The sequence below is a fragment of the Bradyrhizobium sp. BR14999 genome, from assembly GCF_056106085.1.
Window position 1 is genome coordinate 3,617,091 of record NZ_CM148536.1, and the last position, 21,359, is coordinate 3,638,449.

Sequence of the window (21,359 nt, forward strand, 5' to 3'; positions counted from 1 at the left end):
CCCGCGGAGAACGCGCCGGCGTTCAGGTGCTGATGAGCACGCTCACGGCAGATCCGCCTTTTGCATCGTCATCGCAGCTATCGTAACCTGGGTTGCGCATTCACGGCCTAGCGCTGGTTGAATCGACAGGCGATTTCGGCAACTCGCTGGGGGTGCGACGATGGATAGTCACGCGGTTTGACATCGCTGACCAGCAGCCCACCAGACCGATTTGATTCTCGCCATTCCGGTATAGCGCTCAGAAGTCAGTTGGTGCGGGCTGATCTCGAGGGAGAATGTGGCGCGGTTTGCAGCGCCCACGTACGCGGCACAGCCATCGGACTACACCGGCTAGGCAATACCGCTAAAGATCGGCGCGAAGCCGCGCGTGTGTACCGATGTCGAAGCGTCGGTAGAACTGAGTGAAGTAGGCGACGTCGATGCTAGTCAGCACCACGCCGGCGAAACTGCCGTCGGGATGATTGAAGCGGCGCGACGCGGTGATGATCCACTGTCCGCCGGACCGGCTCTTGACCGGCCGATCGATCAGGGTCCCGCGATCGGCCGAGGCGCGATGGCGCTGAAAGTAGTCGCGGTCGCTGTTGTTGAGGCTCACGAAGTCGACATCTTCGGTCGTGGCGAGCCAGCGGCCGGTTTCGTCGTAGACGAAGATGCCGCGGATGCGATGCCTATTGTACTTGCGGGCTTGCAGGAAGCTCTGGATTTTCGCGACCGCGGCCGGACTCGTTCCGCCGACCTCCATCCGGTCGACCATTCCGGCGAGGATGGTGTCCGCGAGCTCGAACGTGTCTTCGGCGTGCTGCGACAGCGACTGGGCAAGATTGGCCATGTCGACTTCGGCGTTGCGCAGCTCGACCTGGCGCGACTCCCATTCGCGCCATCCGCTCAGCGCCAGAATGGCGACGCAGGCCAGCGCCACGAAAGCCGCCGCCCACAACGGGAAGCGAGCCTTCTCGACCTCGCGGCGGGTGCTTGGCATCGGACGGCGGCTCCTTTTCGCGCAGGGTCCCACGCAGCCCTTAATGGCTGGTTTCTCGATAGCTTACTACCGATCGGCTAAGCGCCGTCCATTGTCCTATCGCGCACTTTTCTGGTTGCAGTAATCGCACGTTATCCGCGATGCCCACGCAGCTCGGACAAGAGATTGATCTCCGCTTCGCGACAAGGGGCAGAGCGAGGTCAAATTGTGGAACTCTCCGTTTCTTCCGTGCTGTGGCGCTCAGGTGACAGGAGTATCGGAAAGCAATGATAGGTTGAGGACCTGGGGGCCGCAGTCGATTCGACACTGGGGTCAAAAATGAAAATAGTCCTGCTCGGCACGGTAGCCCTCATCGCGCTGGCCGCCTGCCTCTGCCGCTGATCTGGCCGCGCGGCCCTATACCAAGCCGCCGCCGATGGTCCCGCCGATCTACATTGGAGCGGCCTCTACCTCGGCCTCAATGGCGGCGGCGGTTCAGCCCATAAATGCTTGGATGTGATCAATGCCGGCGGCGTGGTCGTCGCTCCGCCTCTTGCCATGGGGTGTCACGATGCGACCGGAGGCACGGCTGGCGGTCAGATCGGCTACCGCTGGCAGACGGCGAATTGGGTGTTCGGTGTGGAGGCGCAGGGCAACTGGGCCGATTTCAAGGGCTCGAACATCAATCTCGTCTTCGCCGGCGTCCAGGATGAAACCAAGATTGATGCGTTCGGTCTGTTCACAGGCCAGGTGGGCTACGCCTGGAACAACGTGCTGCTCTACGTGAAGGGTGGCGCTGCGGTCGTTCGCGACAAATACCGAATTGTCGATGTTGCGACTGGGCTCACCATCAACGACGCCAATGAAACCCGCTGGGGCGGCACGGTAGGGGCGGGCCTCGAATTTGGCTTTGCTCCGAACTGGTCCATCGGCGTTGAATACCTGTTCATGGGACACCGGGACGTGGACTTCTTCTCAACCGGAGTTGTGGGTGCTCCGGCGGGCGCTTTTGCAGGAACCGCCCGTAGTGGTCAGGACGTCGATATCGGTTTGGTCCGTGTGAACTACCGTTGGGGTGGCGCGGTCGCCGCGAAATATTGAACTTCGCCAGAACGGCCCATTCCGTAGTCCTCCGGCAACCAATCTTATCCGGTCTTTAATGACGCGGTCTCACGCTCGGCAGAGACCGCTCCCAGACGGTCTCTGTAACGACGGCCGTGGGCGGGTTCACCTCCAGCCTGCGCCCGTCTTGCAAGGAGAGATGCCATGGACCATAGCTCGCAATTCCTCGAATCGATCTTGAGGAAGCTGCGTCTCCATGAATGCGACGCTCAAATCGAGCAAGTTCGCGAACCGGACATCACACGTCCCCGCGTTCCTTCACGGGTGCGGGAGCCGGCCAGGCAGCCGGACCCTTCACGACGCTGACGCGACATTCAACGATCGAATTCGTCATTGCCGCTGCTCGACCTTGGGGAGACCTGACGCTGAGCGTATTGCCCACGCGCCTCGCCGCGCTCGCGTGCCGCTTGCCGCTCGGACGGATCGCGACCGACCTTCGCCTGCAGCTCCGCTAGATCGATGAAGACGTCGGCCTGACGGCGCAGCTCATCGGCGACCATCGGCGGCTGTGTGGCGATGGTTGATACCACTGCGACACGGACGCCTCGCCGCTGCACCGCAGCGACCAGAGGCCGAAAATCACCGTCGCCGGAAAACAGGATCATCTCGTCGATCAGTCCGGCGAGCTCCATGGCATCGACGGCGAGCTCGATATCCATGTTGCCTTTGACCTTGCGGCGTCCGGCGGCGTCGACGAATTCCTTGGTCGCCTTGGTCACGACGGTATAGCCGTTGTAGTCGAGCCAATCGACCAGAGGACGGATCGAAGAGAACTCCTGATCCTCGATGACGGCCGTATAGTAGAAAGCGCGAAGTAACGTGCCCCGTCCCTGAAACTCCTTCAGAAGGCGCTTGTAATCGATATCGAAGCCGAGCGTCTTGGTCGTGGCGTAAAGGTTGGCGCCGTCGATGAAGAGGGCGATTCTGCTGGGTGCCGGAGACATCCTGACCCTCGAATGCGGAAAGTGCGCTCCGCACGCGGCCCCATTGACCCATCTATCCGGAGCCGGAGGTGGAGCGGCTTGGGGGCCGCTCTTTAGGTCGCTGCACCCGAGCTCGGTCGCCAGAGGCTATCTTCGATCTTTTGCTGTTTCAAAACTTTTTTCATGAACTCTTGAACCCTGCGACACGCATCGAGGATGACGGAAGTATATTGCCGACAAGAAGGTCATGCCCAATCACCTGCCGCTCTTCGAAATCCATCTGAGGCAGCGTCGCCGGACGTTCAGGTGGTATCTCTCCACGTCCGACGGCCGACCGCTCATGCACGGATCGGAGACCAGCAGAGCGGCCGCCAGATGCCAGGCGAGTCGCGCACTGTTCCTGATGCTGCTGGGGTCGGCCTGTGGTTTCACTGCGACCTGCGAGCACACCGATCGTCTTGCGCGCCGGAGTCGCTCCGCGGCGAAATAGGCGAAAGCGTCGGGTTGGCGGCGGCCGGGCACGCGGGATGCGCCAAGTGCGGCGACGGTGAGGACGGACGGCTGCGACGCTCGGCTTCCGTCGAGCGCCTCCCGCAGCAGCCGCATGCGGACGCCGCCTAACCGATGAAAATCCGCTCGCACTCGCAGAGCCACATCGTCGAACTGGATGAGGGCTCGAAGTGGGAAATCTTCACTGGGGATCTGGATTTGACGCTTGACTGGAAACCGGAGACCGAGCTGACGGTCATCGAAAGCGGCGGCGAGGTCTCGTCCCACGAACTGATTGGCGGCGGCGCGAAGGTACGCGCGAGGGCCGCCGGCGAGAGCTGGCCGGTGAAGCAGGTCAAGGACGCGCTGAAGGACGGTTGAGCCGCACTGCGGCTGCTACCACCTCGCTGTACCGGTTCTAGCCAAGCGGGTTGATGGCCATCGAAAGTCAATGGCCATAGAAGACGAGAAGACCCGATTGCTCGCGGAAGCCCAAAGGTGTCGACGCCTGGCGGCAGCGATCAACGATCCGGATGCCGCCGCCCGGCTCAACGCGCTCGCTGAGGAATACGAGCGGCGCGCCCCATGCCTCGCAAGCCGCCAGGGACGAGGAGGGAGGAAGCTCACAGCCAAGCCTCCTCCCGGGTGTCACTCCTGTGCAGCGGAGTACAGAGGAAATGTCGCCCAACTCAGTTGAAGGTCTGCAGCCTCAGCTTCAGCGAGCCGTCCGCCTGGCGCTCGAATACGTGCGTTGCGAGGCCACCGAGAGGCGAAGGCTTGCCCTCCTTGTCCTTGCCGGTCGCACTCCACTTGGCTGTCCCGAACACGACCTTGTCGTCTCCGCCGGCGTCGATCATCTCCAGCTTGTGCCCTGTCACGCCCCCTGCGAAGAGCCCGGCAAAGAACTTTTCAATCTCCGCCGGACCCGACGCGACCTGGTGCGTCGGCGGCAGCAGCTTGGCGCTTGTGACATAGGCGGCACCGATAGCTTTCTCGTCGTGCTTGTTGAACGCAGCATCCCAAGCGGCGTATGCCTTCTCGACGTCGGCCTTGGCGTCCGCCGCCAGCGACACCCCCGGAGCGGCGACCAGACAAAATATGAGTGCCGATGCTTGAATAATGCGCATGGTATCCTCCTCTCTAAAGTCGGCGCATAAGAAAACCGTTTTCCAATTTGCGAGCCTCTCGATAAACAAGCCCTCAAACGAAGAAGAAATCATTTGCGTGCAGTTGCGAGGGCGCAATGCCCGGTAAGGTGATCGTGTCGTTCGCGTCGTAAGTGATCACCGTATTGCCGTGGCCGTCATTGGTCGCATGGGCCTGCACGGCAGCAAAATTGGCAAACAGCGCGTCATCGATCTGGATGTGGTCAGCGTTTGGCTTGAAGTCGGTAATCACATCCTTCCCGAACTTGGGATTGAAGACGAACGTGTCCGAATCCTTGCCGCCGGTAAGCGTGTCGTTTCCCCATTCACCAAGCAGAGCGCGACCGTACTCGTCACTACCCAGTATGCCGACTAGATCGCGACATGCGCCGAGTAGCATTCCAGCCGCGTGATCTTTTCGGACCTCCTCTCGCCCTTTGTCCTGAGCGGAGTGAAACGATCGCGCAGTATGGCCAATCCGGCTTGATGCAAATGTACTATGCGCGCCAAATTCTCCCGTAGTGCCAGCATGCTAGGGGCGAACGACCGACTATCCAGCTACTACGCCGAGTGTACTGACGATCAGTGTCACGAGTTCGGCCTGACGGTGTACCGCAGTCTTCTCGAGCACTGACGCGAGTTGGTTTCGTGCCGTGTTACGTGAGAGGCCGCTCTCGCGTGCATATTCCGCGAGGGTCCGGCCGGCGACCAGCGCGCTCGCGAGCCGCGCCTCGGCGGCCGATAATTTGAATACTGCCTGGATGGCTTGCGGAACGATAGAGTGGCTGCGCTCCGCTACGGCCACCAGCACGAGAATGGCTTTCCTCGCGGTTAGGTCCGGCACACATTGCGAGCGATGACTCGGCTCTTCTTGTTGCGTCGACTGCATGGGCAATGCCCAGGCGACATATGGCTGCCCGGATGCTCGCGAGGTCAACCGCACGGACTGCACGGTGCGTTGTGTCGGCGGACACGCTGCCTGCGCCAATGCACCGGCAAATGCCCTGTCTTCGCTCGGATGGGCGGCGCTCAAATGCTTGGAGTGGCTGACGCACAGCACCCGTTCGCGCCGCAACAGTTCCTCGGCCTTGCGATTGGTCAGCGTGAGGCTTCCCGTCCCGTCGACCACGAATGCAGCCAACCCGAGCGCGTCAAGACTCGTCTGGAGCGCGCTTTCGATCAGGCTCCTACGCGCCGTCGCGTGTTCAATCTCAAGGGCGCGCCTCAGGTGGGGAACGAGCAGTGACAGCCGATGCTGAGCGGAGGCCTTCTGTTCGCGATACACCGACGCATGTGGCGCGATGCTAAGGACGGTGACGCTGTCCTCGTCTTTCCGGCACGATACCGCGAGATGATCGGCGGTGATGCCTTGCGGCCTCATCCAGTCATGAAAGAACTCGGTGCGCTCGACGGTTTCCGGGTCCAGAAAGTAGGTCGCATCGACCACCCTTCCGACGGGTAAGTTTTGGAAGCCGATTGGCGCATAGGGATTGATGCTGGCGAAATGCTCACCGTATGAAGCGGTATATGCCGGATCGACGCCGAAGCCGTGGAACGCACTTATGGCCGATGTTGATACATCGATCCTTTGAAGGATACCGCAAGCTCCATCAAAAGAGCTCGGTAACGCGTCGAGGAAGGGAGTCCACCGCCCCGGATCGAGCGCAGCGTCGTAGAGCAAATCGAGAAGCTTTGGGAGTTCATTCTCTTCAAAAGTCGGCATGGGGGCATCCCGATGACGGAAAGCTCAGTCTATCGCTGTGCTTGCACGCCGTGACACCGCTCAGGTGGCCGATCTCACATGCGCCTGGCTTCAACCATCGTTGCTACATCTGCGGCGGGTCCCTGATGGGCGTCCCGCCCGACCCTCCGAGGTTGCCAAAAAATTGCATCAAAGTATTGCTGGAACAGCAACCCCCCGGAACTACTGTGAACGATGTTGACCGATCTAAAGGGCTAGAGCGGCGCCGCGTGATCCGGGGTGAAGCTCGGAACCGTGGCTTCGTTGGAAGCGCAGCTCGTCGCCGTCAAATCGTGACGTTTCACCGCGCCCCTCAACACGCACTTTTCAGGTAGTCTTGCGCTCTGAGGATCCAGGAGAAAGCCTATGGACATCGCGGCGTGGCTGCGTGGTCTGGGGCTGGGACAATATGAGGAGGCGTTCCGCGCGAACGACGTGGACGCCGAGGTCCTCATGGACCTCACGGCCGAGGATCTGGTCGGGCTCGGCGTCGTCTCGATCGGCCATCGCCGCAAGCTGCTTGCCGCCATTGCTGTACTGCGCGCCGGCTCAATGTCGGCGACCACCCCCGTTACGGCCGCACCCACCGTCACCTCCGGCAGCGCTGCGCTTGCACCGGAGGCCGAGCGCCGCCAGCTCACCGTGATGTTTGTCGACCTGGTCGACTCGACCGCGCTCGCGGCGCGGCTCGATCCGGAGGAAATGGCGCAAGTCCTGCGGTCCTATCAGAGTGCAGTGGCGGGTGCGATCGCGCGGTTCGAAGGGCACGTGGCGAAGTACATGGGCGATGGCGTGCTGGCCTATTTCGGCTATCCGCGCGCCCATGAGGATGAGGCCGAACGCGCGGTGCGCGCCGGCCTCGCGGCGGTCGCGGCGGTGCACAGCCTGGGATTGGCGCACGGCGAGACGCTGGCGGCCCGTGTCGGCATTGCGACCGGTCCGGTGGTTGTCGGCGAGTTGATCGGCGAAGGCGCGGCGCGCGAGGAGACCGTGGTCGGCGACACCCCAAACCTCGCGGCGCGGCTGCAGACCTTGGCCGCGCCCGGCACAGCGGTGATCTCCGCCCGCACCCGGGAGCTCATCGGCGGGCTGTTCGAGCTCGCGGAGCTCGGCCCACAGATCTTGAAGGGATTTCCCGTTCCGGTACGCCCGTGGCGCGTGGTCGGGGAAGGCACTGCCGAGAGTCGGTTCGAGGCGTTGCACGGGGCTGGCCTGACGCCGCTGGTCGGTCGCGACCATGAGATCGGCCTCCTGCTCGAGCACTGGGAGCGCGCCAAGGACGGGGAGGGCCAGGTGGTACTGCTCGGGGGCGAGCCTGGCATCGGCAAATCGCGCCTACTGCGGGCGCTGCGCGGGCGACTCGAGAATGAGCCGCATACGGCCCTGAGCCACTACTGCTCGCCGCACCATCAGACCAGCCCGCTCTATCCTGTGATCGGGCACCTGGAGCGGGCGGCGGGCTTCGCTGCGGACGATCCCGCTGCAACGCGGCTCGACAAGCTCGAGGCGCTGCTCGCGCTATCGACCGAACATGTCGCCGCGGTGGCTCCGCTGCTCGCGGCATTGCTGTCGCTGGAGACGGATGCACGCTACCCGCCGCTCGACATGAGCCCGCATCGGCAGAAGGAGCGGACGCTCGAGGCGTTGGTCGATCAGGTCCTGGGGCTTGCGACGCGCCGGCCCGTCCTCGCCTTGTTTGAGGATGTGCACTGGGCAGATCCGACCTCGCTCGAGCTGCTCGATCTCCTGGTCGACCGGGTGCAAGATGCCCCCGTGCTCGTTCTCATCACCTTCCGGCCCGAGTTCGAGCCGCCCTGGACGCACTATGCCCATGTCACCGCGCTGACCCTCAGCCGGTTGAGTCGCCGCCAGGGCGCGGCCATGGTCGCGCGGCTGAGCGGCGGCAAGGCGCTGCCGCCTGCGGTGCTCGACCAGATCGTCGCGAAGACCGACGGCGTGCCGCTGTTCGTCGAGGAACTGACGCGGACTGTGCTGGAGACCAATCTACTCCGCGATGAGGGCGACCATTACGCGCTCGCGGGGCCGCTGCCGCCCATGGCAATCCCGACCACACTCCAGGAATCGCTGTTGGCCCGGCTCGACCGGCTGGCCCCCGCTCGTGAGGTGGCCCAGGTCGCGGCCGCGATCGGCCGGGAATTCTCTCATGAACTGCTCGCGAGGACGGCGCAGTTGCCGGAGAGCGACCTGCAGGCGGGGTTGGATGACCTCGTCGGCTCGGGCCTGGTCTTTCGGCGCGGGACGCCGCCGCAGGCAACCTACAGCTTCAAGCATGCGCTCGTGCAGGACGCCGCCTATGCAACCCTGGTGCGCGTCAAGCGACAGCGCCTGCACGCCCGCACCGCTGCTGCGATCGAGCAGCATTTTCCGGAGACTATGCAGGCGCAGCCCGAACTTGTGGCCCACCACTACACAGAGGGAGGACTGATCGAGCCGGCGACCGAGTATTGGTTGAAGGCAGGACAACGAGCCATCGCCCGATCGGCTATGGCTGAAGCGCTTGCGCAGTTACGGAACGGATTGAATCTTGTCGCGGGGTTGCCCGAGGCCGATCGAAGGCGGCGCGAACTTGACCTGCAGGTTGCGTTGGGCGTCGCGCTGATGGCCACGCAAGGCTGGGCGTCGCCGGAAGCTGGACGGGCCAACGCCCGTGCCCGTGAGCTCTGCGAGCAGATCGGGGCCACCGCCCAGCTCTGGCCCGTGCTCTATGGTCAATGGGTGTTTCACGGCGTGCGCGCCGAGCACAACGCGGCGCGCGAGGTGGCAGACGAGTTTTTGCGCCGGGCGCAGGATCATCAGGAAACTTCCGCAACCATAGTTGCCCACCGCGTCAGCGGGACCGGTGCCCTGTGGCGCGGCGAGATCGCCGCTGCCCGCCTCCATCTGGAGCGGACGCTCGCGCTCTATGACCCAGAGCGGCATCGCTCGCTCGCCTTTTTCTACGTGCAGGATCCTCGGGTGGCGGCGCTGTCGGCGCTGTCATGGACGTTGTTGGCGCTGGGCTATCCGGAACAGGCATTGGCACGGAGCCGCGAAGCGCTCGATGCCGCCAACGATCTCAATCACCTCAACACGCTGGCGTACGCTCTCTTGTTCGCGTGTCTCTTCGAGCAGTATCGCCGGGCGGCGCGCGAAGCCCGGGATCGAGCCGAGGCGCTGGTTGAGCTCTCGACCGAGCAGGGTTTTCCGCATTTCCTCGCGCCTGCCACCGTGATCCGTGGATGGGCTCTGACCGAGTCAGATGAGTTAGAGACAGGGCTGGCGCAGCTTCGGCAGGGCCTGCCGGCTTGGCGTGCCACCGGGGCAAATGTCTATGAGCCGCATTTCCTCGGCCTCCAGGCCGAGGCGCTTGGCCGCTCCGGTGCAGTGGAGGAAGGCTTGGGTTTGATTGCAAAGGCGCTCGACCGCGTGGAAGAAACCCGCGAGCGGTGGTTCGAGGCCGAACTCCATCGGATGATGGGCGAGCTGATGCTGCGGCTGCCGAGGCCCGATCCGATCGCCGCGGAAGCACGGCTCTGCCATGCCGCTGCAACCGCGCGCCGGCAAGGCGCCAAGCTCTGGGAACTGCGCGCAGCGACATCGCTCGCGCGACTTTGGATAGAACAGCGCCGGCGCAGCGAAGCTCACGATCTACTCAGTCCGCTCTATGGCCAGTTCACTGAGGGCTTTGAGACAGTGGATCTGCAGGCTGCCAGAGCAATACTTCGAGACATCACTGCCAGCTCCGAGGCGAAGACGGGTCCCAAATACCGACAGTGATGCTGCATACTTGAGCTCTCCCGCTAAGCCACCAAACGAGAATCTCGCCGGTCTTGAGTCGTGATTTGAAGTCGGCCGACTGAGGCGGCGGCTGAGGGCACCGGCGGCGGTCGACTGCGAGGTGCGCCGAAGTACGGTAGCGAGAGCAGTTGGAACTGCTCGCTGCGATGGCCCGCTCGGCCGACACCATTACGGCGGCATACCGGATTACGGCGGCATATCGGCTCCGTGAGCTAGGTCGCAAGTAGCTCCGCGACGACCCGCGCGCGGTATCCGGTACTGGCGCTGTTCGTGCGGGTCGATTGAACTGCATGATACAAGATCACGGCCAGTCGGCAGCAACAAGTCAGCGGCCAAGTCACCGCCGAAACATAGAGCCGAGCTCGCACTTAGGCTAGAGGTAGTGCTTGCCTGAGCGTGCTTACTGGAAACTGTCGGGAGCGAACCTCCGGGCTGCGCACCTCACCGCGATCTTCTGGGCGACCATGATTTTCCCACGTCTGCATCTACTTCTTCACCGGCTTACCGCGCGCGGTTGCTTTCGAGTTGGGTCAGCCTACCGGACCGGTGAGACATGGACATCACGCGTCTTATAGACGCATTGGAAATTCACACACAGAGGTCTTTGCTCGGCACCGTTTAATCCGCAACCATCTGGGAGGAAACCATGAGGTATCATCTCAATTCATCGTGGATGTGCGGTTGTGTTGTGCTCGCTTTGGCAGTCCCGGCGGCCGCTGTTCCGGCCTTCGCAGAAGAAGCGGGCCAATGGTTCGGTCGAGCCGTTCTGGTCACCCTGTCCAGCAAGAGCGTGAAGCTCGAAGACAGGGCTGACCATACGGTCTCGGTCACGGAATACGACGGCGCCGTGTTCAATGCCGATGGCAAGCCCTTCCTCGACAAAGCTCGCTATCAGGTTGTTGATCTGACGGATGCTGGCACTTCCAGTGGCGGCCATAAGACCTTCACAGAGGCCGACGGATCCAAGGTCTTTGCCAGGTACGTCTTGAAAGACACCAAGCCGAAGGAGTTCCGCGGCACCTTCGAGTTCACTGGCGGCACGGGAAAATATGCAGGGATCACGGGTCGCGGTGAGTACCACGTCGTGCTGGTCAGCGACACGGCCTTGTGGGATGAACTCCGCGGCGAGTACAAAATTCCGGCTACCGTCGGAAGTTCGCGACCTGAACCGACTAGATGAGCAGCGAATCGCGCCCGCGTTCATCGTGAGCTGCTCAAATTGCGTAGGGATGTCGGTCGGCGGCACTTCGTACGCGTCTGTTTCGCAGTAAAGCAGACGCTTCGATCTTAAAGCCGAGGCGACGATTCTATTAGTAGAACCTGGTAGCTCCGCCGCGCGGTACGCTCGGAGAAGGCTTCACGAATGTTGGCGCGCGCCACAATGGACAGCTCCGGAGGCTCCACGATCCGGCTTTAAGCAATGGCCGAGCTGAACCCGAGCTGGTCTCGCGCGCCGGAGCCGTGCCACGTTCTGCACCAGATCGCGTGCAGTAATCGACGACATCAATGATCGTAAGGCACGGCGGATGTAACCGGCCTGATGATCTTGAAGGGCCCCGACGTGTAATGGCGTCGGGGCCTTTGACATGATCCATATCGGAGCCCCGATTTCCGGACGATGCGAATATCGACGACAAGACGGAAAAAGACCGCCCGAAGGCGGTCTTTTTAGTGCAATGCCGGGCCACAATAGATCGAGATCAAACGGTACTTGGCCCAGACTGACTACAGCTAACCATCGTCCAACGCGCGCTGCTTCACAAATTTCGTTGCAGTATTGAAATGGAGCGGAGTGCGCTTGCGGCTTGAGAACTTACGCGCGTTGTAGCGCAGCATGGCTGATTTCGCGAACAAAGAAAAACGGCTCCAGTTGTGGGACTGGAGCCGTGACCTTCCTAAAAGAGCGCCTCGACTTTGGGGGCTTGGAGGGCTCGGAAGAGACCGTCGTCAACGCTCAGAAGCCAAACGCCAAAAGTAAGACGATTGCGCTGTCATCAATTTGACCGTCAGACTCCGGACTATCGCTCGCAATGTCAATCTGCGAGAATTTGCCCTCGACACATGAGAGTAATAGGCTTGCGAAAAACAAGCCGAAGGGAGGGTCCTCAGTGGAGAAGGTGAGACGCTTGCGCGCGATGGGTTCGCTCTGCCGTCAAAATGCCGCGTACAACAGCATGAACAAGTGGAAGCTCCTCGCGGAAGCAGAATACTGGGAGCATCTAGCTGAGCTTGAGCTGTCGTCCTATTTCGAAGAATGTAATGCCGTCAGCCCGACCAGTTCGCATGATCTGGCCGCGTGAGAAAATCTGCAATCCGGCGGACGAAATCACTCTGAAGACCAAAGTTTGGCCGACTCTTTCAAAAGTCAGGGGGCGTGCAGTGAGTAACCGCAATCGGGTGTACGACCGCCTTGTTCTGTGCCAGCGCGCTCAGGCGCTCATTTTTCAGCTTGCCGAACTGGAGATTCTTCGAGGCCGAGTGCAAGAGGCCGAGGAGAATACGCTTCTCTGTCGAGCGGCAGCCCCGGTGAGGTCAACCATTCACTAATGGGCGGCATCCTGCAGGCTGATTGCCGGGGGCGTTTTTCTATGGTGCAGCTCAGTGTTCGGGACTCGAAATGACGTGTGCGACGCTTGCGCCGATGAGCAGCATTTTAGCGATCAGTCTGGAGGTGCATAAGCATCGGCCTGCGCGAATGTATCGAAGGGCGAGCCGCCGATCTTGGTCGCGCCTTTGCTCACATGGAGTGGACGCCATGAAGCCATATAGCCTGCGCGTCCGTGAAACTCGGGACCGTTAGGGCTCTGGTAAGTGATCACGAAAGAAAAGCCGTTGCTGCTTGCGCTCCATACTTCCAGATGCTCGACGGCACGGTGGAATTGAAGGGCCATCAGGTGACTACTCGGCAGGCCCACCGCTTCGACGGTCTGAATGCAGATTTGTGCCGGGTCTTTGAGGCCGGTCTGGCCGATCTTGATGATCTTCTTGGCGATCAGTTCGGTCAGCGGGAATTCCGATCTTCTACGCCAATGGTACGCAGAGCCTGCTCGTAGGCAGACGAAAGTCGGGCGATCTCTTCCGGCCCGAGAGGCAAGCTTTGTATGTAGCCGAACAATCTGTTTTCAGCTCCTGAGGTTATGAGGCCGGGGCCCTAGGCGCTCGGGCCTCGCCTTGTTGCGCATCGGTCCCCAATACAGCCGCGGCGCGACGTGATTGTTAGTCAATCTGCTCGTTCGAACTTAGTGCACCCGCTTCTGCGGCGGATGACGACATAGCTGATCGCCGACTTCTGCACTCATCAGCAGAAGTCTCTGCTCCAACTGCTCATTGACAAGCATCAAAGCCCTAAGGGCGCTCCACAGATCGCCGTCGCAATGGGCGACGAGTTCATCCACAGCTTGCCCGTATTGGTCAAGAATGAAGTTGGTGCCAACGTGTGACATGCGAACAACCTCCAAGAAGTGTTCGTGCAGTAGAACACCCCTGTCCAAATGTGGAAATCCGGGGCTCTACGGTTAGCCGAGCCAACGGCGCAAGATCCGCCATGGCTGACCAAGCCTTCGCGCACAACGTATGAGGTTAGCGTTCCTTCGCCGGACGTTTGAATATTGTCGAGCCGAGATGCGGGATATTCGATCAAGCGATCAATCCAATACGCGCGTCGCCCCTCCGGCCCGGTGATGGTTTTCATGCCGCCGCAGCCGCGCCAAATGACGGCGTCTTCAGCATACCTTCTCAAGATCCTTTCAATGTCGGCTTTGCGGTAGGCATCAAGCCAATCGACCGCTGCGGCCATCGGTCAATAAGCCATGCGCTCATGCGCCGCGCCCTCTCGTGTTGGAACCTCATTAATATTAATTGATTTAATTTGGGCGCCGTATTTAAATCCGGCAGCTGGGGATTGAACACCATGAATAGCTCGGAAGAGGATGACCGCCGCGAATTTCTAAAGACGTGCGGAAGGTTCGCCGCCGTGACGCCTCCGGCAATGACGCTTCTGCTAGCGACCTCTCTCACGTCGGATGCAATTGCTAGGTCGGGCGCGGGATCGGCCGGTGGCAACAACGGCAAGGGCAACGGCGGCCGTGACGGCAGCCCCAACGGCAAAGAGGACAAAACACGCTGTGCCAGGCACCGCAGCTTCCGGAACGAGACAAAATGCAGTCCAGGCGCCGCGACGTAGATTGGCAACTTCGCCTCCTTTATTGTTCTTTATTGTTTCGCTGATCTGGCTACCAGCTCACGCCAACCTGTCTTCAGCAAAGGAAGAGGCGGTTGGTTCGCTCACCGATGCAAGACGGACTAGCATCGGGAACCAAAATGGCACTAGCTAAGTTGATTCTTCCCGATCACGCCTCGACAACGTGATGCCGACACAAGGGCCTCAGCTTGGCGTTAGTCCCGTAGCTGAGGTTCTTTTTTTCGCTAGTGTACATTTTTGCGCAAAGCACCGGAACGCAATCCAGGTTCCTGACTCATCCCACGGGGACTTCGATCGGGATGTACAGACGTGCCGCGCTACACCTCCTTTGCCCGCGAGGCCGCAGCAACGCTGCTGCGAATGGCCAAAACAACAAAAGATCCGCAGGTTGCGTCCGGCTTGATCCAGCGTGCAGCCGATTTGAAGGACCGCGAACTGCCCCCGGTTGATATTGAGGCGGTCACCGAGGAGCCAAAGAAGCCTCTAACGAAGAACTGAGGCTGCCGTTGGCGGCCTCCTTCATTTCGGAACTCATGTGATCAAAAATGGCCCCGGGGCAATGGGCGGCGAAGCTGGGGCCAATCGGGGTCGCCCTTGGGGAAGGGCGTCGGGAAAACTTGGTAATCGGCAAAGCGTTCCCGCGCCCCGGGCTATCAACGGTCCTCAGGTTTGGAAGAATATGAATGAGGTTCATACTTGGAATTCAATTTTGCGTTTCTCTGCTCGTTTGCCGCTAACGCCCAAGACTCGCCGTTCCGGAAAAGAATTGAAGAGAGCAGGCGACAAGCCGCCGCCTAAGTAAGGTGTAGGAGAAGGCGCTCCTTGGTCCTTGATTAGCGCGCGCCTTACACTCGCGAGGCGGTCAACTAGACGTTTTCGTCTAGAACTGTCGCTCTCGTGGCACCATCGAACAGCACTGTGAACCAGGAAGAATTGGCTAGTGGTGATGCTGTAGAGGTTGCAGAGAGAGACCCCCCGGCCGCCGAGCCACGCGGACTAAATCATCCCCTTCTTGGTGACCCGCAAGCTGCGAACGTAATAGCCCTGTCTCTGAACGGCTGACTTGATCTCGTCGCTGACTTTGAGAACTCTTTTTCTGCTCTTACGCCACTTACTCCGAGAGCAAACGACGGGTATTGCGGAGCCATTGCTTAGAACAAGCAAGTCGCGCTTGTCATTGCGATAGACATCAAACATTTTGCGTCCCCGCCGATCGTATCGAAGTAAACACGAAATATGTTTCAATCATTTCTGATCGATCAGCTTACTATCTCGAATGGCTGTGCGGGTTGTAAATGTGCAACGCTCCGCGACTTCTGCTTCACGGTGCCACACCAGCACAGCTTGGATCGCACACCTCGGGTGCCACGCCCCCCTGATAAGTAGCCACCGAGGACCGATACACTTTTTTGGTCAATTTTATTGCCGCATAAGAGATCCACCTCAGCCGATCGGCTTTGCTTCAATAGCGCTCATTCGGAACGCTGAAATTGCGTCATCCAGATTGAAGGAGCACGTTATGGATCGCGAGCACGTGAAGGGTGTCGCCGACAAGGCCAAGGGCACGATTAAGGAAGGGGCCGGCAAGCTGAGTGGCGATAAGGACCTGCAAAGGGAAGGCAAAGCCGACAAGGCCAAGGGCTCGGTGCACAGTGCCGCGGGTGATGTTAAGGATGCGGCGAGGGACGCAGCAGGCGCCATGAAGAAGTGAGTTCACTCACAAGCAGATCTAGCACTCGCCGCTCTTTCGGAGCGGCGTTTGTTTGCGCCGCTCGTGACAGCCCGAGCTTGCATGAACAGGTTCGCGGTCCCGGCTGCGGGCATTGATAAACAAATCGACGGGCAAGCTGATCAGCGAGGTCGTCGAGACTTCTCGACTCTTTGCCCCGGTAAATGGGGTAGGAGCCGTTTACCGGGCTTTACGCAAACCGGGGCTGTCTCCCTAGCCCGCGCCGGGAAAGCCCATCAGCGATCCCTTACGGCCGAGCCGTTCGAGGTCCGTCTCGCTCACCGACAGGTCCGTTAGCTCGATACCCGGCCGCGTGCGGCATGGCCGTTCTTCCGCGCCATCGCTGCACGCTGCCGGTCCCGCGCATTTTGTTCGCGGAACAGCCCGAGAAACTGCGCCTTCTCAGTCCGCGAAAGCGCCTTCCATGCTCGCCAGGTCAGTTCCAAGGTCATCGCACCGCCTATCCATATGGTTTTGCCGTACTATGCCTTGAAGTAAAGCGAGAAAACGCCGACGCCAAATACGCGGAGACCGGGCCGTCGCGCGTCCCCCCGGTCCTCGCTGCAATCGGTAGGACCCGATGAAATGGCGCAGATCGCATGCTGCATCGCAGGGCCAGTTGACACTTAACGTTTTTTGTTCTGGCGCTGCTCAGTTTCCGGGCGCACACTATGCTGTCGCCGCGCGAAGCCTTGGCAGTTATCGGTGATGAGAACGCCGGTTGCGCTCCCGCCAGTGCTCGAAGGGAGGGAGCAAATGCCAGAGCCTCATCGTTTGACACCAACAAGTCCGCTTGACGAACGCCTTGCAGAGCAAGCACGACGGCTGCGCAAGCAGGCTCAAGGCACCCCGCCGGGCATTGACCGCGAGCGCCTTGTCCGCAGGGCCCGCCAAGCCGAGACAGGATCCCACATATTTGAGTGGCTGAACTCACGCGGGCTACAACCACCAAAATGAGTTCGGTTGGCAATGGCGGTTCCCGCTTGAACCGCTCCGGCGGCTTGTTCGTTAACGGGCATCACCGGCAAACTAACTTGGCCGCCGGTGGCTGAGAGATCAACCGTTCTCCCGCCGAACGTTACAGAGGCGAGAGCGATGCATTGCAAACGCTCTATCCCACACACGTTTCGTGAACTCCTGTCCGCTGAAAAAGCTCGCCTCGAAGTGCAACTGGAAAATACGAGCCAACGAGAACAGCGCGAATTGATCGAGCGGAGACTGCGCCAGATCGAAACGGCGTCTCGGATGGACAAATGGATGGCGTCGGCTGAATTGCAGCCGCCCCGTTAAGGCGCTATCGCACGTCCTTCACCGATGGCACTGCTCGTTCGCGTTGGCCATCGCCTGCATCTCAACGGCGAGGTTTTGTCCCACGCTCGGCCCCAGGAACGATTGACGGTGAGCGCTCCTCTAGTTTCCGGAGCCGTTCGATCTGCGTTTTTAGCCTCTCCGGTTGGTCCGGCTCAGGCTTTAGCGTCCCGCGCAGGTGGTCGCCGATTTCCTTAGCAATTGCCCGGCTGTGTTTGTCGTCTATGTCGATGCGGCGGGGCACAACGAACCTCCATGCCTACCCCTTCCCGCAGCTTCTCCGCCTGCGAGTACGGCTGCCCTAATCAAGGAACCGGAGACCGTCGCTTTTGGCTATCTACGCGAGCGCTTGCACTGAGCATAGCGGGTCGGTGGCCGCGACCTTTGGCTATCCCGCGATCTGCGCCGTGTTAGGACCGGCGAGCGACGGCCTCGTGTTCTGCCAAAGCCTTGACGGGCGCTTTCGTTCCTTTGGGATCGCGGCGCAGGGTTCATCGAACGAGGAAACGAACAGCTCCCGGAACCATTTCTAAGAGCGCCCGGTTAATTCCTGGCTATGAAGGGAGGGACAAGATGAGAACCGAATATCTCGCCGCGATTGTGATAGCTGTTCTTGCCGCTTGTACCGGGCTGGCCATGAATTCTCTCGGCTCGCTACCTCTCGAAAAGCAGTCCATGCCAGCCGCCACGCAAATTGCGGACCGATTAGCTGTGTCCGTGGATCCATTTTTGATGCGGTCTAGTGGCTAACAGCCCGCGTAACTCAAACGCATTGATACGCGCCTAGAATGGGCGAGGTGAATGCGGGCGGGCCGCTCATATTACCGCGCCAGGCGCGCCTCCGGGCCATCGCGTTCTGAGTACCTCCGTGAGACCACAGCGATCACATAGATCGGCTTCTCGCCGTTGAACACTCGCAGGGTCCAGTTGTCGCCCGGTTGCATTCCGTTTTCGGTGTGCCTCAGCATCCTGACCGCCTGCGCCCAAGCCACCCCATCGTCGGCAAGCTCCTTGCCCACCTCATCGTGGTGGGGCTTCTCGCCTTCGATGTGGAAGAAATATCGGGGCATGCTCAGCAACGTTGAAGGACGGGTCGCAACCCCTAACGGCTGTTCTATGTGTCATGACGCCACCTCTTCTTCTCTCGCCTCCGCCGTTTATTGCCGTTCCTGCCACTCAGCCGAGACGCGAGCCGCCCGAGTTTTGAGTTCTGTTGCGCCTACGGATCGCGCGCGTCGGTGATCTCGCGCGCCGCCAAGCTCAACTCAAGCTCGGTCAGCCGCTCGATCAACCGCTCGACGATCTCCTCGCAGTCGTATGGCGTCAGTGAACTCACGCCTCGCCGGGTCAATTCGTCTGTGAGGATCGTCACCATGAGGGCTTTGACGGTCACTTCCGCCTCCCTCTGAAAAATTTGATCGTGATCTAAATGCAATGCAATCGAGGCGGGTAATAGACGCCAAGCCGCAACCACGGGCAATGGCGTGCACCGCGCGTCAGTATAACTACGCGGCGGCTGTCTGATCGGTCAGTGCCGCCAGCCCCTTCATCGGCTGTGGGCGCTCAAGCAGCAGCGCAAGTAAGTTCGACCGCTAACAGCACTTCCTGTTCTGCTGGACCGGCGGACACGGCACCGAGCCGTATGAGCAGAACACACAGCAATCGCCGGGTTTAGGCCTTAGCCGCTGGCCGCAGCCCTTGCAGTCATAGAAAAACTGGCAGGCGTCCATCGGCATGGCCTCGGTACTGGAGTGCCGACAGGACGGACAGACGAGAGTTGATAGCAGTTGCATGACGCAAATCAGGTCCAACCCCGATCGACCGAAAATCTCCCTCGATCAGGCGAGCGGCTCAGGCTGTATGTCGATTGGAATTTTCATGATGCTTGAAGAAGAGATCAAGCTTCACAGGTTTGCCGGTGTCTCGCCAGAACAGTCTTTTACCCATGCTGCCCGCCACCGCGAGGCGATGGTGGCCGCCGATTAAAGTATGATCATCCGTTGCTATGGCGATGATCTCGCCGGTTTCATCAACGATGACTTTCATGCGCCGCCTCCAATGCAACGCGCCGGTCAGCGCAGCCGCGATGGTACGCAATTCATCTAACCTCGTGCCGCCCCCCACGTTCCAACCCGTGAAGATCAAGCCTTCCGTACTCGACATGCGCCACATCACGCACGGCCATTTTTGTACTGATCCGCACTACACGGCGGCGGGTGAGGGCGGGCATGCGCGCATCAAAGCGCACGCCGGATCGCGCCGCAAATTATCATGCTGTTGTGGTGGGGACTGCGCCCGGACTACTGCCGGTCGCGGGTGTGGAAAATCCGGTCGAACTTCGACCAACTCGCCGCGCAGCTAGCGGGAGCGCTTTGGTAACTTGGGAAGCTTCGCCGGATCGAACTGTGGTCTCGGCTTGGTCGCTTCTGGCACGAGGGTCTGCTGCTCGCTCAGAATGAGCATTCCCTCAAGCACCACTCCCGGCACCTGATCCGCCGTGCCAATGTAACGAGCTATCTTGCCGGGGCACGTTCCCTCAAGCCGAAGCGTGAGGTCATCTGCGCCGAACACCGTGGCATGTCCTTCGGTGTGCCTCTTGATCGTGATGATCGCGGTGAACCGATCACCGTCAGTCTGGCAAGACCCGCTGTATGTCATGATGCTATCACAGCCCCAGATTTGCCCGTCCGCGACGTGAGCGATACCGGTTCCTTGGCTGAGCGGGGTCTTGAACCACGCCGCATAGGTGCCGTTCTTTAGCATGGGAGAAACCACTCTATAGTTGTGGTTGACCGGTCGCGATGATCCGGCGACGAGCACTAATGCTTGGTAAATGCCGCGACCCGTTCAATTCCGGTGGCGGGGGCTAATCGTCGCGCGCTTGCGGCTTCCTTCGTGTTCGACTTCGCGGGGCCGCGCGTTGTTCCACGAGCCGCAGGAGGTTCTTGCACTTGGGACATCGATAGGTTCGGATTTCCCATACCGATGTCTCCGGTTCCGAATGGACGAGCCTCCTCTCGACATTGCAGGTGGAGCACATTTGCTGGCTCACAATCGGACCTCGCAAAATCCTTGCGAAAGTGAGTTGCCGCTCGATCGGCGAAGCCGTCAATTGGGAAATTTCCCAATGGGTAAACTACGGAGAACAAATGCTTGCGCTCGCCCGGCTTTGAGCAGCGGCCGGTTTTTCTGCGCACTCGAAGTGTGCCGCTGCCCGTTACCGGTGCACTACCATTGGCCGCCGCAGGCCAGCGCTTGCGGCCTCAAACGGGCATCCATTTTGTTCGAGACTATTCTTATCCGGGAAACTACGGTCCGGTGGATACACCGGATATCCGCTTGATGACAGCAGATTTGGAACCCCTAAGGAAGATGCTGCCACCTACGGGCAGGAACGGTCGGTGTTCGCTCTCGTTTACACCGGTCCAACCCCAAGGGAGCACTCGCATATGTTGAAGATCGCTCTTGTTTTGGCCGCAACCGCAGCGGCGCTGACAACTACCCCGATTGCCACCCCGGCAAGCGCCCAAGGCGTCAAGATGGCACAAGGCGTTGATGTTCAGATCGGACGGGATCGCGAGGATCGCTACTATAGGGACCGTGACCGGTACGACCGCGACACCACAGTTGGCGTCGGTCCAGGAGGCGTTACCGTCGGCCCAAGACAGCGCTGCCGCACAGAGACCGTCACGGTCGAACGTGATGGCCGCATGGTTACGCGCAGGGAGCGCCGTTGCGACTAATTCCGTCCGGGGTGAAGGCGGAATTAATCCGGGCAACACCATGGTGCACGCCGCAAGAAAGCGCGCGAGCTTGCCGCTCAACGCTTATGTTGGCGGCCACGCGCCGATTTGAAAGCTCAATGCGGCACTGAGATGCTGACACTGAAAGAAAGAACCGACGCGCACCGCCGGTTCACCTGATCCGGCTGACAGAGACACGCGG

At 60.5% G+C, this 21,359-nt stretch carries 20 protein-coding genes and 2 pseudogenes; 8 read left to right on the top strand and 14 right to left on the bottom strand.

What is annotated here, in order from left to right; genetic code table 11:
• Positions 1-373: 373 nt before the first annotated feature.
• A pseudogene (locus ACR9YP_RS16635) lies at positions 374-979 on the bottom strand (PDC sensor domain-containing protein); the annotation flags it as partial.
• A gap of 318 nt (positions 980-1,297) precedes the next feature.
• Here ACR9YP_RS16635 and ACR9YP_RS16640 point away from each other — a divergent pair.
• A pseudogene (locus tag ACR9YP_RS16640) lies at positions 1,298-2,059 on the top strand (outer membrane protein).
• 335 nt (positions 2,060-2,394) lie between these two features.
• On the opposite strand, the gene ACR9YP_RS16645 reads toward ACR9YP_RS16640, so the two are convergent.
• Positions 2,395-3,024: a LabA-like NYN domain-containing protein gene (locus ACR9YP_RS16645; protein WP_438106506.1), complete on the bottom strand. Its 630-nt coding sequence runs from the start codon at positions 3,022-3,024 to the stop codon at positions 2,395-2,397.
• Positions 3,025-3,627: 603 nt separating this feature from the next.
• Between ACR9YP_RS16645 and ACR9YP_RS16650 the strand changes: the two genes are divergently transcribed.
• Entirely contained in the window at positions 3,628-3,873 is a 246-nt protein-coding gene (locus ACR9YP_RS16650; RefSeq protein ID WP_474220444.1) for a hypothetical protein, read from the top strand.
• A 308-nt stretch (positions 3,874-4,181) separates the two neighbouring features.
• Here the strand turns inward: ACR9YP_RS16650 and ACR9YP_RS16655 are convergent, their stop codons facing one another.
• The 3 genes from ACR9YP_RS16655 to ACR9YP_RS16665 form a co-directional block, all read right to left on the bottom strand.
• Positions 4,182-4,619 (bottom strand): YybH family protein, encoded by a 438-nt coding sequence (locus tag ACR9YP_RS16655; RefSeq protein WP_474220445.1) that lies wholly within the window; start codon positions 4,617-4,619, stop codon positions 4,182-4,184.
• A 73-nt stretch (positions 4,620-4,692) separates the two neighbouring features.
• Positions 4,693-5,037 (bottom strand): calcium-binding protein, encoded by a 345-nt coding sequence (locus tag ACR9YP_RS16660; protein ID WP_474220446.1) that lies wholly within the window; start codon positions 5,035-5,037, stop codon positions 4,693-4,695.
• 150 nt (positions 5,038-5,187) lie between these two features.
• On the bottom strand, positions 5,188-6,360 hold the full coding sequence (locus tag ACR9YP_RS16665; protein ID WP_438106513.1) for a helix-turn-helix transcriptional regulator: 1,173 nt from the start codon (positions 6,358-6,360) through the stop codon (positions 5,188-5,190).
• Positions 6,361-6,744: 384 nt separating this feature from the next.
• Here ACR9YP_RS16665 and ACR9YP_RS16670 point away from each other — a divergent pair, with 384 nt between their 5' ends.
• The 3 genes from ACR9YP_RS16670 (at position 6,745) to ACR9YP_RS16680 (ending at position 12,476) form a co-directional block, all read left to right on the top strand.
• Positions 6,745-10,155, top strand: coding sequence for an AAA family ATPase (locus tag ACR9YP_RS16670; RefSeq protein WP_474220447.1), 3,411 nt, complete (start codon positions 6,745-6,747; stop codon positions 10,153-10,155).
• Between the two features lie 667 nt (positions 10,156-10,822).
• A complete protein-coding gene (locus tag ACR9YP_RS16675) occupies positions 10,823-11,356 on the top strand; it encodes a hypothetical protein (RefSeq protein ID WP_474220448.1) in 534 nt (177 codons plus the stop codon).
• Positions 11,357-12,284: 928 nt separating this feature from the next.
• The gene (locus ACR9YP_RS16680; protein WP_091898359.1) at positions 12,285-12,476 is read left to right on the top strand and encodes a hypothetical protein; all 192 of its coding nucleotides are present in this window, start codon (positions 12,285-12,287) and stop codon (positions 12,474-12,476) included.
• 360 nt (positions 12,477-12,836) lie between these two features.
• On the opposite strand, the gene ACR9YP_RS16685 is transcribed toward ACR9YP_RS16680, so the two are convergent.
• Together ACR9YP_RS16685 and ACR9YP_RS16690 are read right to left on the bottom strand one after the other, a co-directional pair.
• Positions 12,837-13,067 (bottom strand): hypothetical protein, encoded by a 231-nt coding sequence (locus ACR9YP_RS16685; protein ID WP_474220449.1) that lies wholly within the window; start codon positions 13,065-13,067, stop codon positions 12,837-12,839.
• 348 nt (positions 13,068-13,415) lie between these two features.
• The gene (locus ACR9YP_RS16690) at positions 13,416-13,619 is read right to left on the bottom strand and encodes a hypothetical protein (RefSeq protein ID WP_091898363.1); all 204 of its coding nucleotides are present in this window, start codon (positions 13,617-13,619) and stop codon (positions 13,416-13,418) included.
• Positions 13,620-14,086: 467 nt separating this feature from the next.
• Between ACR9YP_RS16690 and ACR9YP_RS16695 the strand changes: the two genes are divergently transcribed.
• Positions 14,087-14,359, top strand: a complete 273-nt coding sequence (locus ACR9YP_RS16695) for a hypothetical protein (protein ID WP_091898331.1) — start codon at positions 14,087-14,089, stop codon at positions 14,357-14,359.
• A 327-nt stretch (positions 14,360-14,686) separates the two neighbouring features.
• Positions 14,687-14,875 (top strand): hypothetical protein, encoded by a 189-nt coding sequence (locus tag ACR9YP_RS16700; RefSeq protein ID WP_091898333.1) that lies wholly within the window; start codon positions 14,687-14,689, stop codon positions 14,873-14,875.
• A 498-nt stretch (positions 14,876-15,373) separates the two neighbouring features.
• Here ACR9YP_RS16700 and ACR9YP_RS16705 read toward each other — a convergent pair whose 3' ends face one another.
• Positions 15,374-15,574 (bottom strand): hypothetical protein, encoded by a 201-nt coding sequence (locus ACR9YP_RS16705; protein WP_091898337.1) that lies wholly within the window; start codon positions 15,572-15,574, stop codon positions 15,374-15,376.
• Between the two features lie 322 nt (positions 15,575-15,896).
• Here ACR9YP_RS16705 and ACR9YP_RS16710 point away from each other — a divergent pair, with 322 nt between their 5' ends.
• Positions 15,897-16,088, top strand: a complete 192-nt coding sequence (locus ACR9YP_RS16710; RefSeq protein ID WP_091898340.1) for a CsbD family protein — start codon at positions 15,897-15,899, stop codon at positions 16,086-16,088.
• Between the two features lie 311 nt (positions 16,089-16,399).
• Here the strand turns inward: ACR9YP_RS16710 and ACR9YP_RS16715 are convergent, their stop codons facing one another.
• The 6 genes from ACR9YP_RS16715 to ACR9YP_RS16740 form a co-directional block, all read right to left on the bottom strand.
• On the bottom strand, positions 16,400-16,558 hold the full coding sequence (locus ACR9YP_RS16715) for a hypothetical protein (protein ID WP_474220452.1): 159 nt from the start codon (positions 16,556-16,558) through the stop codon (positions 16,400-16,402).
• A gap of 1,677 nt (positions 16,559-18,235) precedes the next feature.
• The gene (locus ACR9YP_RS16720; protein WP_091898344.1) at positions 18,236-18,484 is read right to left on the bottom strand and encodes a DUF6894 family protein; all 249 of its coding nucleotides are present in this window, start codon (positions 18,482-18,484) and stop codon (positions 18,236-18,238) included.
• A gap of 149 nt (positions 18,485-18,633) precedes the next feature.
• On the bottom strand, positions 18,634-18,807 hold the full coding sequence (locus tag ACR9YP_RS16725) for a hypothetical protein (RefSeq protein ID WP_474220453.1): 174 nt from the start codon (positions 18,805-18,807) through the stop codon (positions 18,634-18,636).
• Positions 18,808-19,006: 199 nt separating this feature from the next.
• Positions 19,007-19,207 carry a GDCCVxC domain-containing (seleno)protein gene (locus tag ACR9YP_RS16730; protein WP_091898365.1) on the bottom strand — a complete coding sequence of 67 codons (201 nt, stop codon included), beginning with the start codon at positions 19,205-19,207 and terminating at the stop codon, positions 19,007-19,009.
• A 58-nt stretch (positions 19,208-19,265) separates the two neighbouring features.
• On the bottom strand, positions 19,266-19,577 hold the full coding sequence (locus ACR9YP_RS16735; RefSeq protein ID WP_438106525.1) for a hypothetical protein: 312 nt from the start codon (positions 19,575-19,577) through the stop codon (positions 19,266-19,268).
• A gap of 195 nt (positions 19,578-19,772) precedes the next feature.
• The gene (locus tag ACR9YP_RS16740; protein WP_438106527.1) at positions 19,773-20,177 is read right to left on the bottom strand and encodes a hypothetical protein; all 405 of its coding nucleotides are present in this window, start codon (positions 20,175-20,177) and stop codon (positions 19,773-19,775) included.
• Positions 20,178-21,359 lie beyond the last annotated feature (1,182 nt).